Source organism: Leucobacter triazinivorans (assembly GCF_004208635.1).
Classification (GTDB): Bacteria; Actinomycetota; Actinomycetes; order Actinomycetales; family Microbacteriaceae; genus Leucobacter; species Leucobacter triazinivorans.
Window position 1 is genome coordinate 2,039,579 of sequence record NZ_CP035806.1, and the last position, 13,637, is coordinate 2,053,215.

At 70.6% G+C, this 13,637-nt stretch carries 14 protein-coding genes; 10 read left to right on the forward strand and 4 right to left on the reverse strand.

What is annotated here, in order from left to right:
* Positions 1 to 63: 63 nt before the first annotated feature.
* Complete coding sequence (locus EVS81_RS09295) at positions 64 to 321, reverse strand: hypothetical protein (protein WP_130110144.1); 258 nt, start codon at positions 319 to 321, stop codon at positions 64 to 66.
* Positions 322 to 371: 50 nt separating this feature from the next.
* On the opposite strand from EVS81_RS09295, the gene EVS81_RS09300 reads away from it, so the two are divergent.
* The 9 genes from EVS81_RS09300 (at position 372) to EVS81_RS09340 (ending at position 9,641) form a co-directional block, all read left to right on the forward strand.
* On the forward strand, positions 372 to 818 hold the full coding sequence (locus tag EVS81_RS09300; RefSeq protein ID WP_130110145.1) for a MarR family winged helix-turn-helix transcriptional regulator: 447 nt from the start codon (positions 372 to 374) through the stop codon (positions 816 to 818).
* A 474-nt stretch (positions 819 to 1,292) separates the two neighbouring features.
* The gene (locus tag EVS81_RS09305; protein ID WP_130110146.1) at positions 1,293 to 2,288 is read left to right on the forward strand and encodes a substrate-binding domain-containing protein; all 996 of its coding nucleotides are present in this window, start codon (positions 1,293 to 1,295) and stop codon (positions 2,286 to 2,288) included.
* Positions 2,289 to 2,313: 25 nt separating this feature from the next.
* The gene (locus EVS81_RS09310) at positions 2,314 to 3,360 is read left to right on the forward strand and encodes an ABC transporter permease (protein ID WP_130110147.1); all 1,047 of its coding nucleotides are present in this window, start codon (positions 2,314 to 2,316) and stop codon (positions 3,358 to 3,360) included.
* On the forward strand, positions 3,357 to 4,289 hold the full coding sequence (locus tag EVS81_RS09315; RefSeq protein WP_130110148.1) for an ATP-binding cassette domain-containing protein: 933 nt from the start codon (positions 3,357 to 3,359) through the stop codon (positions 4,287 to 4,289). Before EVS81_RS09310 ends, EVS81_RS09315 begins: the two co-directional genes overlap by 4 nt.
* A gap of 146 nt (positions 4,290 to 4,435) precedes the next feature.
* Positions 4,436 to 5,251 carry an SDR family NAD(P)-dependent oxidoreductase gene (locus EVS81_RS09320; protein ID WP_130110149.1) on the forward strand — a complete coding sequence of 272 codons (816 nt, stop codon included), beginning with the start codon at positions 4,436 to 4,438 and terminating at the stop codon, positions 5,249 to 5,251.
* A 148-nt stretch (positions 5,252 to 5,399) separates the two neighbouring features.
* Entirely contained in the window at positions 5,400 to 6,656 is a 1,257-nt protein-coding gene (locus tag EVS81_RS09325; protein ID WP_130110150.1) for a Gfo/Idh/MocA family protein, read from the forward strand.
* Between the two features lie 128 nt (positions 6,657 to 6,784).
* A complete protein-coding gene (locus tag EVS81_RS09330; protein WP_130110151.1) occupies positions 6,785 to 7,696 on the forward strand; it encodes a sugar phosphate isomerase/epimerase family protein in 912 nt (303 codons plus the stop codon).
* On the forward strand, positions 7,693 to 8,709 hold the full coding sequence (locus tag EVS81_RS09335; protein ID WP_130110152.1) for a Gfo/Idh/MocA family protein: 1,017 nt from the start codon (positions 7,693 to 7,695) through the stop codon (positions 8,707 to 8,709). Before EVS81_RS09330 ends, EVS81_RS09335 begins: the two co-directional genes overlap by 4 nt.
* A 134-nt stretch (positions 8,710 to 8,843) precedes the next feature.
* Positions 8,844 to 9,641, forward strand: a complete 798-nt coding sequence (locus EVS81_RS09340) for an SDR family oxidoreductase (protein ID WP_130110153.1) — start codon at positions 8,844 to 8,846, stop codon at positions 9,639 to 9,641.
* Positions 9,642 to 9,656: 15 nt separating this feature from the next.
* On the opposite strand, the gene EVS81_RS09345 is transcribed toward EVS81_RS09340, so the two are convergent.
* Entirely contained in the window at positions 9,657 to 10,724 is a 1,068-nt protein-coding gene (locus EVS81_RS09345) for an inositol-3-phosphate synthase (RefSeq protein ID WP_130110154.1), read from the reverse strand.
* Between the two features lie 241 nt (positions 10,725 to 10,965).
* Between EVS81_RS09345 and EVS81_RS09350 the strand changes: the two genes are divergently transcribed.
* On the forward strand, positions 10,966 to 11,853 hold the full coding sequence (locus tag EVS81_RS09350; protein ID WP_130110155.1) for an inositol monophosphatase family protein: 888 nt from the start codon (positions 10,966 to 10,968) through the stop codon (positions 11,851 to 11,853).
* Between the two features lie 30 nt (positions 11,854 to 11,883).
* Here the strand turns inward: EVS81_RS09350 and EVS81_RS09355 are convergent, their stop codons facing one another.
* Together EVS81_RS09355 and EVS81_RS15810 are read right to left on the reverse strand one after the other, a co-directional pair.
* Positions 11,884 to 13,305, reverse strand: a complete 1,422-nt coding sequence (locus EVS81_RS09355; RefSeq protein ID WP_130110156.1) for an amidase — start codon at positions 13,303 to 13,305, stop codon at positions 11,884 to 11,886.
* 118 nt (positions 13,306 to 13,423) lie between these two features.
* Entirely contained in the window at positions 13,424 to 13,582 is a 159-nt protein-coding gene (locus EVS81_RS15810; protein ID WP_165384231.1) for a hypothetical protein, read from the reverse strand.
* Positions 13,583 to 13,637: the final 55 nt, after the last annotated feature.

Here is a 13,637-nt window from a genome sequence, read left to right on the forward strand (position 1 = left end):
CTGAGCGCCGTGCTGAGCGAGGCGAAGCCGAGCCGAAGTATCGAAACCCGAGCGGCTCGGCGCTCAGGCCCGCGGCGCGGGCGGCGGGCAGTTGAGGTGGGTCGCCTTCCCCGGCCCGCCGCGGTCGATCCGATGCTCTGCCATCTGTGCTCCGCACACCGGGCAGCGCGGGTCGACCGGAGGCACGTAGGGCGGTTCGTTCGGATCTCCGAGCTGCGAGGTCCCCTCGAACTGATAGAAGAACCGCTGCATGGCGGCGTAGAACCCGGGTCGGCCGTCGTAGGGGCTCTCGTGCCAGAGCCGCCGTTTTCGTTTGCGCACAAACGAAAACTATCACACTTGTTCGTGCACAAACGAGATAGCATCGAGAGATGGAGCAGTTCCCGGAAGACGCCCTCGAACTCGACCGACAGGTGTGCTTCGCGCTCGCCGTCGCCAGCCGGAGCGTGATCGGCATCTACCGGCCGATCCTGGAGCCGCTCGGCCTGACCCACCCCCAGTACCTCGTCATGCTCGCCCTCTGGGGCGACGCTCCGCTGCGCTTCGGCGAGATCGCCGACATGCTGCGCCTCGATCCCGCGACGCTCTCGCCGATCATCAAGAGGCTCGAGCACTCCGGCCTCGTCGAGCGCACCCCGGCGGAGGGTGACGAGCGCACCTTCTGCATCGTGCCGACCGAGGCCGGGCGCGCCCTGCGGGAGCAGGCGCTCTCGGTGCCGCCCGCCGTGGTCGAGCAACTCGGCCTGCCCGTCGAGCGTCTCATGGCGCTGCGGGACGAGCTCGCGACGGTGATCGCGGCCGTCGATCGCTCGGCCTGAGAGGCGTATCGCCGAGCACTCCGCGCGACGAGGCCACCCGCGTGCCGTGCTCGCGGGCCTCGGTGGCCAGTGCGGCGATGCGCGCGGCGACGGTGAGGGGGCTGCGCGGGGACTCGCCCCCGGGTTTGGCGGTGCCCGCAGTGGTCCAGCAGGTGGCCAGCAGTCGAGGCTCGGCGGTCATGGGGCTCCTTCGGGGTCGGTGGGCGGTGCGGCTGCTGCCGGAGTGCCGTGTCCTCGGCGGTGCTGCCGCGTCCCGCACAGGAGCGGGCGTCCTTGACAGGGGCGAGATGCCCGTGTGATGATTTGGACCGGTCCAAGTTTGCCAGGATGTTTCGCGGGACGCCGGGACCGTTTCGGCGAGGTCGTTATCGAACCTTTACCGTAGGTGTCGCCTCGGGGCGAAAGTTACGGTACTGTAAAACCGAGCGCAAGCTTTGTAACGACATTAGTTCAATTACACGATGGAGTGAAGCGATGTTGAAGTCACGTAAGGGTCGTTGGGGCAAGCTCGGTCTTGCCGGTGTCGCAGCCACGGGGGCGCTGCTGCTCGCCGCGTGCGGTTCTCCCGCGGGTGCCGGGGGCGGCGCGGCCGGCGGCGAAGAGGGCGGCAGCTCCGATCTCGAGCCGCTGAAGGTCGCACTCGTCACCCACGCCGCTCCGGGCGACACCTTCTGGGACACGATCCGTGCAGGTGCGGAAGACGCTGCGGACAAGAACAACGTCGATCTGCTCTACAGCTCGGATCCCGATGGTGCCCGCCAGGCGCAGCTGGTGCAGCAGGCGGTGGACCAGGGCGTCGACGGCATCGTCGTGACGCTGGCGAAGGCCGACGCGATGTCCGGCGAGGTCAAGAAGGCCGTCGAAGCCGGCATCCCGGTCTTCAGCATCAACGCGGGCGAGGAGCAGTTCAAGGAGATGGGCGTGCTCGCCCACTTCGGTCAGAACGAGTTCATCGCCGGTCAGGCCGCCGGTGAGCAGTTCAACGAGGCGGGTCTGAGCAAGGTCGTCTGCGTGATCCAGGAGCAGGGCCACGTAGGCCTCGAGTCCCGCTGCGAGGGTCTGGCCGACACGTTCAGCGGCTCTTCCGAGGTGCTGTACGTGCAGGGCACCGACATGACCAACGTCGCCTCGACCATCACCTCGAAGCTGCAGACCAACTCGGACATCGACGGTGTGCTCACGCTCGGCGCCCCCTTCGCGCTGACCGCTCAGGACGCCATCGCCGACGCCGGCTCGAGCGCCGTGCTCGCAACCACCGACCTCAATGCCGACGTCTACAACGCCATCAACGACGGGTCGATTCTCTTCGGCATCGACCAGCAGCCCTTCCTGCAGGGCTACTCCAGCGTCGAGGCGGTGCGCCTGTTCAACCAGGGGGGCTACGTGCTCGGCGGAGGCCAGGCCGTCCTGACCGGCCCGGCCGTGGTCAACGCCGACAACGCCGACAGCGTCTCGGCGCAGTTCGAGTGATACAGGTCGCCCGAAAGACTGATTGATGTCTACAGCAACTGTCTCCAAGGCAGACGAGCGCCTGGCCTCCGGCAACCTCTTCACGCGGTTCTTCACCAAGCCGGAGGCCGGCGCCACCGCCGCGGCGCTCGTCCTCGCGATCATGTTCGCCGTGGTCGCGCCCCAGTTCACCCGGCCCGAGTCGATCGCCACGATCCTGTACGGCGCCTCGACCGTCGGCATCATGGCCGTCGGCGTCTCGCTGCTCATGATCGGCGGAGAGGTCGACCTCTCCGCCGGCGTCGGCGTGATCTTCTCGGCGCTGTCGGCGTCGCTGTTCCTGTACTGGTTCGGCGGCAACGTCTGGTTCGGGGTGATCATCGGCCTCGTCACCTCGTTGATCCTCGGATTCGTGAACGGCTGGCTGCTCACCAAGACGAAGCTCTCGAGCTTCATCATCACGCTGGCGACGTTCTTCATGGTGACCGGCCTCAATCTCGGTGTCACCCGCGCGATCACGGGCGGGGTCGCCGCCCCCTCGATCGAGCGCTGGCCGGGCTTCGAGTCGGCAGCGGCCGTCTTCGCCTCCGACATCCCGGTGTTCGGCGTCAACGTGAAGATCACGGTGTTCTACTGGATCCTGCTCGTGATCGTCGCGACCTGGATCCTGCAGCGCACGAGGACGGGCAACTGGATCTTCTCGAGCGGCGGTGCACCGGACGCGGCCCGCGCGGTCGGCGTGCCGGTGGTGTGGACCAAGATCGGCCTCTACATGGGCGTGAGCTTCTGCGCGTGGCTGCTGGGCATGCATCAGCTGTTCGCCTTCAAGACGGTGCAGTCGGGCGAGGGAATCGGCAACGAATTCCTCTACATCATCGCCGCGGTGGTCGGCGGCTGTCTCATGACCGGCGGCTACGGCAGCGCGATCGGCGGCGCGATCGGCGCCCTCATCTACGGCATGGCGCTGAAGGGCGTCGTGTACGCGGAGTGGAACCCCGACTGGCTGAAGTTCTTCCTCGGCGCGATGCTCCTCGGGGCCACCGTGCTGAACTTCACCCTGCAGCGCCGCGCGGGCAAGGGAGGCAAGAAATGAACACCAGGGAAGCCGCGAGCCCCGCGGCCGCCGCGCCGCTCGTCGAGCTGCGCGCCGCGGGCAAGCGCTACGGCAACATCATCGCCCTGCGCGACGTGAGCCTGGAGGTGAGCCCGGGCGAGGTGACGTGCGTGCTCGGCGACAACGGCGCCGGCAAGTCGACGCTCATCAAGATCATCGCCGGCCTGCACCAGAACACCGAGGGCGCCTACCTCGTCGACGGCCAGGAGGTGAAGTTCACCTCGCCGCGCGAGGCGCTCAACCGGGGGATCGCGACGGTGTACCAGGACCTCGCCGTCGCGCCGCTCATGCCGGTGTGGCGCAACTTCTTCCTGGGCTCCGAGGTCTCCACGGGCTGGGGCCCGTTCCGGCGGCTCGACGTCGAATTCATGCGGGAGACGGCGAAGAAGGAGCTGCTCGACATGGGCATCGATCTGCGCGACGTGGATCAGCCCATCGGCACCCTCTCGGGCGGCGAGCGCCAGTGCGTGGCCATCGCGCGCGCTGTGTACTTCGGCGCGAAGGTGCTGATCCTCGACGAGCCGACCGCGGCCCTGGGCGTGAAGCAGTCGGGTGTGGTGCTGCGCTACATCATCCAGGCTCGGGATCGCGGCCTCGGTGTGATCTTCATCACGCACAATCCGCACCACGCCTACCCGGTGGGCGACCGCTTCCTGCTGCTCAAGCGCGGCCAGAGCATCGGCTACCACGAGAAGTCGGAGATCTCGCTCGAGGAGCTGACCGGCCTCATGGCCGGCGGCGCCGAGCTCGAGCAGCTGGTGCACGAACTGCGTCAGGTCGGCACGAGCACCGACGAGGTGCGGGTCATCCGCGACGAGATCGAGGAGGACACCGCCGCGGGGGTCGGCCACGTGCCCGTCACGGAGGCCGTCAACATCCGAGATCTCCCGGAGACCGAGGGCAAATAGCCGGCAGCAGCTGCCGGCGGCCGTCAGGGGCGCTGCACCGTCGGGGGTGCGGCGCCCCTTGCTCGTGTCCGGTCTCCGATTCCCGGCAGCCCGACCCCGGTCGCGCCCGGCTGGTCATCTCCGGGAGGCGCCTCTAGGCTTGAGCCATGGCGGCAGCGGCGGAACGAGTAGCGGTGATCTCGGGCGCGGGCGCTCCCGACGGGATCGGGTTCGCGACGGCGATGCGGCTCGTGCGTGCCGGGTACCGCGTCGTCGTGGGGGCCACGAGCGCCCGGATCCTCGCCCGCGCGGAAGAGCTGGAGCGCGCAGCGGCCGGATCGCGCACAGTGGGATCGCGTGCCGGGGACGGCGCGCCCCGGGCGATCCCGGTCGTCGCTGATCTCACGGAGGAGGCGGGTGCTGAGCGCCTGGTGGGCGCCGCGATCGACGGCTTCGGGCGTCTCGACGTGCTCGTGAACAACGCGGGCATGACCTCGGTCTCCGATCCGCAGGATCCCGCCCCCGCCTCCGATCTCGACCGGGCGGGCTGGGACCACGCGATCGCTCGCAATCTGACAACGGCCTACCTGGTCTCCCGATGCGCTCTGCCCCACCTCACGGCGGCGGAGCACGGGCGCATCGTCACCGTATCGTCGGTGTCGGGTCCGCTGCTCGCCTACCGCGGCGACGTCGCCTACCATGCGGCGAAAGCCGGGCTCGTCGGGCTCACGCGGTCCCTCGCCGTCGACCTGGCCGCGAAGGGTACCACGGCCAACGCCGTCGCCCCGGGCTGGATCAGGACCGGCTCCGCCACCGAGCACGAGAACCGGATGGGCGACGCGACCCCGATGGGGCGCTCCGGCACGCCCGACGAGGTGGCCGCCGTGATCGAGTTCCTCGCCTCGCCGGGCGCCTCCTATGTCACCGGGCAGGTACTCGTGGTCGACGGCGGCAACGCCATTCAGGACGAGAAGGGGATCTGAGCCGCGGGGTTCGCGCCGGTGTGCGCGCCTCGCCCGTGCGCGTATTGACATCCACGGGCCTTGTCCTTACAATTTGGACCGGTCCATAATGAAGTCAGAACCGCGATGAAGCACGGTGCGCAGCACCTCGACTGAGAGAAATATCATCATGCAGACGAACGAAGACGGCACCACCACGATCGGCGTGGGCCTCATCAGCGTGGGCTGGATGGGGCAGCTGCACAGCCGTGCCTACGCGAACCTGCGGTACGTCTACCCGGACCTCAAGATCACGCCCCGGCTGGCGCACGCCGCCGATCCCGCGCCGGCCCGCGCCGAGGAGGCCGTCGAGGTGCTCGGCTACGAACGCGCCTCCGCCGACTACCGCGAGGTGCTGAACGACCCCGAGGTCGACGTCGTCTCCATCTGCGCACCCAACTTCCTGCACGCCGAGATCGGCATCGCCGCCGCGAAGGCCGGCAAGCACTTCTGGATCGAGAAGCCCGTGGGCCGCGGCGAGCACGAGACCCGCGCCGTCGCCGACGCGGCCGCCGAGGCCGGCGTCGTCACCGCGATCGGCTTCAACTACCGCCACGCGCCCGCGGTCGAGCACCTGCGCAAGCTCATCGCCGAGGGCGAGCTCGGCCGCATCACCAACGTGCGCGGGCAGATGTTCGCCGACTACTCCTCCGACCCGCGTGGCGCGCTGTCGTGGCGCTTCGTGCGCGGTCTCGCGGGCAACGGCGTGCTGGGCGACCTCATGGGCCACCTGGTCGACCTCGTGCAGTACACGCTCGGCCCCATCGCCGAGGTCAGCGCGCTGACCTCGACCGTCTACACCGAGCGCCCCGAGCTGCCGATGGGCACCGGCACGCACTTCGCCGTGATCGAGGACGACGCAGATGTCGAGATGAAGCCCGTCGAGAACGAGGACTACGCCGCCATGCTCGTGCGCCTCTCGGGCGATGCGGTGGCCGCCGACGCGGTCGGCACGCTCGAGGCCTCCCGCGTCGCGGTGGGGCCGCGCGCCAGCTACGGCATCGAGATATACGGCACCGAGGGATCCGCGTACTGGGACTTCGAGCGCATGAACGAGCTGCACCTCTCGGGCGGCCTCGGCACGGAGAACCAGGGCTACACCCGCGTCATGGCGCACCCGGGCATGGGCGACTTCGGCCGCTTCCAGCCCGGCGCCGGCACCTCGATGGGCTACGACGACCTCAAGGTGATCGAGGCGAGGAAGTTCCTCCAGGCCGTGCTCGGTCGCGAGCACCTCAACTCGAACATCCAGGACGCAGTCTCGGCTGCCCAGGTGGTCACCGCCGCCGAGCGCTCGGCCGAGGCCCGCAGCTGGGAGCGGAGCGCGCCCGTCGCCGGCACGACCGCCGCCGTCCGGGGTGAGCACGGCCCAACCCTCGCCGGTTGAGCGACGAGCTCGCGAGGAGTCGCAACCCGGATCCCGCGTACCGGGTTGCGACTCCGCTGGCGCTCCGCTCAACCGGCGGGGACGCACCACACCGACGAACATCGACGAACACCGACGAAGGAGTCCCCATGAACGCCCGTATCGCATCCGCCCCCATCAGCTGGGGGGTCATCGAGGTCCCCGACTGGGGGTTGCAGCTCGACCGTGAGCGGGTGCTCTCGGAGATGGTCGGCCTCGGCATCGAGGCGACCGAATTCGGGCCCGAGGGGTTCCTGCCCGACGCCCCGGCCGAGCGGGCCGAGGCGCTCGCCGAGGCGGGCCTGCGCGCCGTCGGCGGCTTCTTCCCGGTGGTGCTGCACCGATCCGCCGAGCCCGGCAGCGACGAGGATCCGCTGCCAGCGATCAAGCGCGAGCTCGAGGCGTACGTGGCGGCCGGTGCGGGCACCATGGTGCTCTCCGCGGTGACGGGCGAGGACGGCTACGACGGCGCGGCGGAGCTGAGCGAGGCGGAGTGGCGGGCGCTGCTCGAGAACCTCGACCGCGCGCTCGACGCCGCCGCTCGGGTGGGCGTCGTCGCGACGCTGCACCCGCACCTCGGTACCGTGGTGGAGACCCCCGAGGCCGTGGCGCGCGTGGTCGCGGGATCCCGCATCGGCCTCTGCCTCGACACCGGCCACTACACGCTCGGCGGCGGCGATCCGGTCGCCTTCGTGCGGCAGCACGCCGCTCGTATCGTGCACGCCCACCTCAAGGACGTGAGCCTCGACGTCGCGGCCCGCGTGCGCGCGGGAGAGATCGACTACCGCGAGGGCGTGCGCCGCGGCATGTATCAGGCGCTCGGCGCCGGCGACGCCCGCATCGGGGAGATCGTCGAGGCGCTGCGCGAGGCAGGGTACGACGGCTGGTACGTGCTGGAGCAGGACACGGTCGTGGAGAACGAGGAGGATGCGGCGCGAGCGCTCGACAACGCGCGGCGCAGCGCGGCCTTCATCAGGGCGGCCGTCGGGGCCGGTGCCGGAAGCACGGCGGTCGCGGTATGAGCGCCCCGCTGCGCATCGGGCTGCTGGGGGCGTCGAGGATCGCCGAGCTCGCGATCACGGAGGCGAGCGGGGAGACCGGCGACATCCGGGCCGCCGTCGCGGCGCGGGATCCCGAACGCGCCCGCGCCTACGCCCGTGAGCACGGCTACGAGGGGATCCGCGAGAGCTACGAGGCGCTCGTCGCCGATGACTCCCTCGACCTGATCTACATCGGCCTGCCCAACGGCCTGCACGCCGAGTGGACGGTGCGCGCGCTCGACGCCGGCCGCTCGGTGCTCGTGGAGAAGCCGTTCGCCGCGAATCTCGCGGAGTTCGACCGGGTCGCCGCACGCCTCGAGTCGGCCCGGGGGTGGGCCTGGGAGGCCTTCCACTACGCCGATCATCCCGCGGTGCACCGGCTCATCGATCTCGTGCGACGCGGTGAGATCGGCGAGATCCGCGAGGTCGATGTGCACATGGACATGCCGTCGCCGTCGGCGAGCGATCCGCGCTGGAACTTCGATCTCGCCGGCGGCACCATGATGGACCTGGGCTGCTACGCGCTCAACGGCTTGCTGCTGCTCGGCGACGCCGTCGGGGCGCCGGTCGAACTGGTCTCGGCCGAAGTCGATCCGTACGAGGGCGATGCCCGCGTCGACGCGACGGTGCGTGCCCGACTGGCCCTCGGGAGCGCCCCGGTCACGATGCACACCAGCATGGTGAGCCCCGACTGGAACTTCGGTCTGCGGGTCTTCGGCAGCCTCGGCGAGGTGCGCCTGCCGAACTTCGTGAAGCCGCAGGAGGACGACCGGCTGATCGTGCGCACGACCACGGGTGCGGGCGTCGAGGATCGTGAGGAGCGGGCCGGCACCGTCTCGTCGTACGTCTACCAGCTGCGGCGCCTTCGGGACGCGGTGCGCGGCGGTGAGCGCTCAACTGAGGGGCGGGCGCGATCCCGCCGCACGATGGCGCTGATCGACGCGGTGTACGCGGCGGGCGGTCTGCCCGTGCGGCCCGGGCGCCTCGCCGGCTGAGCGAGGAGCCCCCGCTGATCGAGCGCCACCCTCCGTCATCCTGCGCGAGCGCAGCGAGTCGCAGGATCCAGCACCGGAGACCCCGCGACTCGCAGGCTCAGGCAGAATGACGACCACTACTGAAAGGACGCGACATGCAGCAGTTGATGAAGGGCAGGATCCTGCTCGTGACCGGCGGTACGCAGGGCCTGGGGCTCGCGATCGCCGAGGCCGCGGCGCGCGAGTGCGCGACGGGCATCGCGATCGTCGGGCGTGATCCCGAGAAGGCCGAGCGAGCGGCGGCGGCGATCCGGGAGCGTGGCGCGGCTCACGGCGCAGAGGCGCTGGCGATCGTCGCCGACCTGGCAGCGCCGGGCGAGGCCGAGCGCGCGGTGGCCGAGACGATCGCGCGCTTCGGCCGCATCGACAGCCTCGTCAACGCTGCGGGAGCGACGAGCCGCGGCACACTGCTCGACACCACGCGCGAGCTGCTCGACGTGCACCTCGCGGTGAACCTCGTCGCGCCCTTCATGACGATGCAGGCGGCGGTCGCCGACATGCGCCGACGGGGTGCGCCCGGCACGATCGTCAACATCATCTCGATGTCGATGCACGGCGGCCAGCCGTACCTCGCGCCCTACACGGCGTCGAAGGCCGGCCTCGCGGGCCTCACGCGCAACGTCGCCTTCGCCCACCGCTTCGACCGGGTCCGCATCAACGGCCTCAACATCGGATGGACTGCGACGCCCGGCGAGGCCGCCACCCAGCGCACCTTCCACGACGCCGACGACGACTGGCTCGAACGGGCCGCCGCCGCGCAGCCGATGGGCAGGCTCGGGCAGCCGGACGAGATCGCCGACGCCGTGGTCTTCCTGCTGAGCGATCGCAGCGGCGTCGTCACCGGATCGATCATCGACTGGGATCAGAACGTGCCCGGGGCCTACGACCAGTAGGCCCCGGCCGCCGGCCTACGCGGTCGCGAGGAACTCCTCGAGCTCCTCGCGGGCGATGTGATCGGCCTTCTGCACCGCGGGTGACTTCATGAAGTAGGCCGAGGCGGCTTCGACGGGGCCGGCGTGGCCGAGATCCTTCGCCACCTTCGCGCAGCGGATCGCATCGATCATGGTGCCGGCCGAGTTGGGCGAGTCCCAGACCTCGAGCTTGTACTCGAGGCTCATGGGCACATCGCCGAATCCGCGGCCCTCGAGGCGCACGAACGCGAACTTGCGGTCGGTCAGCCACGGCACGTGGTCGCTCGGGCCGACGTGCACGTCCTCCTCGGGCAGGTCGGCCTCGATGTTCGAGGTCACGGCCTGGGTCTTCGAGATCTTCTTCGACTTCAGGCGGCTGCGCTCCAGCATGTTCTTGAAGTCCATGTTGCCGCCGACGTTGAGCTGGTAGGTGTGGTCGAGGGCGATACCGCGGCTCTCCATGAGGTGCGCGAGCACACGATGGGTGATGGTGGCGCCGACCTGGCTCTTGATGTCGTCGCCCACGATCGGCAGGCCGGCATCCACGAACTTCGCCGCCCACTCGGGGTCGCTCGCGATGAACACGGGGATCGCGTTGACGAAGGCGACGCCGGCCTCGAGCGCCGCCTGCGCGTAGAACTTCGCGGCCTGCTCGCTGCCGACGGGCAGGTAGCAGGCGAGCACCTCGGCGCCCGAGTCGCGCAGCGCCTGCACCACGTCGACCGGCTCGGCCGACGACTCCACGACCTCGTCGCGGTAGTACTCGCCGAGGCCGTCGAGCGTGGGGCCGCGCTGCACGGTCACGCCGAGCTCGGGCACGTCCGAGAACGCGATGGTGTTGTTGGGACCGGCCCAGATCGCCTCGCTCAGGTCCTTGCCGACCTTGTCGGCGTCGACCTCGAATGCCGCGACGAACTCGAGGTCAGAGACGTGGTAGCCGCCGAGCCGCACGTGCATGAGGCCGGGCACCTGGTCGTCGTCAGCGGCGTCGCGATAGTACTCGACGCCCTGCACGAGCGAGCTCACGCAATTCCCGACACCCGCCAGGGCAACCTTCACCGTCATCGCACCACTTCTCTCTCGATGTTCGGCCCATCTGGGCCGGTGTTCCGCCGATCGAGCGAGCGAAGCGAGTCGAAACCCTGCACTCAGTGATCTCGACTCGGCTCCGCCTCGCTCGATCAGCGCGGGATCCGCTCGTTCGACCGGAGCAACGGTCGACGCAGCCTCTACGACCTTACATGGATCATTCTTTGTAACCTAGAGAGTGCGCTGAGACGTCGGCGCGAACGAGAGTGAGGATCCCGTGCCGATTCCCGAGCGAGGGGCGGCTGCCGCGAGCACCGCGGAGCGCACCGCCGAGAGCACCGCCGAGTCCCGCCGCGTCACCGAGGTGGCGATCGCTGCCGCGCGCGCGGCCGGAGCGATCGCGCTCCGCGGGTTTCGCTCCGCGGATCTGCGGGTCGAGGTGAAGACCGACCTGCACGACCCCGTGACCGACTTCGATCGGGCCTGCGAGCAGCGCATCCGGGAGATGATCCTCGCGGCGTACCCGGAGTCGACCATCGTGGGCGAGGAGGGCGGCACCAGCACGGGCGCGGGATCGCTCACCTGGTACGTCGATCCGATCGACGGCACGGCCAACTTCGCGCGCGGGATCGCGATGTGGGCGGTGAGCATCGGCGTCGCGCGCGACGGGGAGCTCGTCGCCGGGGTCGTCTACGACCCGGTGAGCGACCAGCTGTTCTGGGCCGATGACCGCGGGGCGTTCCTCGGCGATGAGCCGTTGCAGGGGCGAGGCGCCACCGCGCCGGAGCGGGCCACCGTGGCGCTCAACTTCCCGCTGGCGCGCGACCTGGTGCACTTCCCCGAGCTGGCGCTCGAGCAGTACGCGCGGGTGACGCGCCGCTTCGCGCAGGTGCGCGGGCTCGGCAGCACCTGCATCGCCCTGTGCTGGGTGGCGGCGGGGTGGATCGACGCCACGGTCTCCTTCGAGACGCACCCCTGGGACGTGGCGGCGGCGTCCCTCATCGTGCGCCGGGCGGGCGGCGCATATCTGGGCTACCGCGACGGGGCAGCGGTGCCCGAGGCGGGCGCGCATCTCGCTCCGCACTACTACGCGGCGGTCGCGGACGGCGAGTTCGAGATCCTGCACGAGATCATGCGCACGCAGAGCAGACGGCCGCAGGAGTGAGCGCCTCAGGCGCCGGTCCGGCAGCGGTGCTCAGCTCGTCGCGCGCGTGAGCTGCGCGGCGAGCTGCAGCAGCTGCGCCTCCGATCCCGCGCGGCCGATCAGCTGCGCCCCCATCGAGAGGGTGCCGGATCCGGTCGGGTTCGGCACGTCGAGGATCGGCACGGCGATCGCCGGCAGGCCGGAGACGTTGACCATCGAGGTGTACGCCGCCCACTCGCACTGCAGGCGATAGTCGTCGTCGGGGTCGAGCGCGAGGAACGCGCCGACGCGCGGCGGGGGCATCGTCAGCCCCGGCGTGAGCACCACGTCGTAGGCGCCCCACTGCCGGCGCAGATCCGCCGCGATCTCCTGCAGCGCCGAGGCGGCCTCGAGGTGCGCGTCGCGCGACCGGGCCAGCGCACGCTCGCGGAACACGCGGGTGTAGGGGATCAACCGCTCCTGCGCCCCCTCGGCCAGCTCCAGCAGCGACAGGCCCGCCATCCAGCCGGTGCCGAAGGCCTCGGCGTAGCGCGGGTCGTAGCGCAGGCCCGCCGCTTCGACCCGGTGCCCGGCCGCGGCGAGCCGCTCTGCCGCTGTCTCCCAGGCGAGCCGGGCGCCGGGCCAGAGCGGGATCGGGTGCACGGTCTCGAACGGCGAGGCCGCACTCACCCCGATGCGCAGATCGCGCAGCCCATCGGCAGCGCGAACGGCGGCGAGTGCCGTCCCCGGGCTGCCCGCCATCGCGTCGAAGAGCAGCGCCGCGTCCTCGGCGCTGCGGGCGATGGGCCCGGTGACGGGCAGTCGCGGGGCCCCGAAGTCGTCGACCGGTCCGTGCTCCAGGTCGGTGGGCACGGCGCCGAGCCCGGGTTTCAGGCCGATGAGCCCGCAGGCGAGGCTCGGGATACGGATCGAGCCGCCGCCGTCGCTCCCCGGCGCGACCGGCAGCAGGCCCGCCGCCACCGCGGCCGCGCTGCCGCCCGACGATCCGCCCGCCGTGCGCTCGGGGTCGAGGGGATTGCGGGCGGGAGCGGCGATCAGGTTCTCCGAGTACGCGTTGAGGCCGAGCTCGGGCACCTGCGTCTTGCCGAGCGACACCGCGCCCGCGGCGCGCAGCACCGCCACTCCGGGGTGGTCGCGCTCGGCGACCGGGTGCGGCAGCGCGGCGCTGCCCATCGTCGTGGGCGCGCCGGTCACATCGACCAGATCCTTGTGGGCGATCGGCAGGCCGTGCAGGGGCGGCAGCGCAGCGCGCTCGTCCTCGCTCAGCGCCGCGAAGCGTTCGTCGGCGGCGTCGGCCTCTGCGAGGGCCTGCTCGGCCGTCACTGCGACGAAGGCGCCGAGATCGCTGCGGTCGGCGATCCGCGCCAGGAAGTGCTCGACGGCCTCCCTCGCCGAGACCTCCCCGCGGCGCAGCGCGTCGCGCAGCGCGACGGCGCTCTCGGGGACGGAGGGGTTCGCGGAGGATCGGCTCATACCCCGAGCCTATGCCCGCGGCCGAGCTGCGAACTCGACTCCCGCTCTTCGCGCGTCAGTAGTTGTCACCAAACGTGAGAAATGGGCGCAACTCCTGACGCGCGAGGAGGGGAGCCCGTCAGTACGCCCCGCGGGTCGTGTGCAAACGGTGACGGAACTCCGCCTCGGTGCCGGGCGCGCGCATGTGGAACGGGGCGAGCGAGGCGGGAAGCGCCGCTGCGAGGATCGGGGCCGCCATCGTGAGGGCCGGCCCGATGCGGTGAGGAGGGCTGTCCATGAGAGAAGCCTGGAGGATGCTCTCGGGCCCGTGTTGCGAATCGTTCTCATCGCTC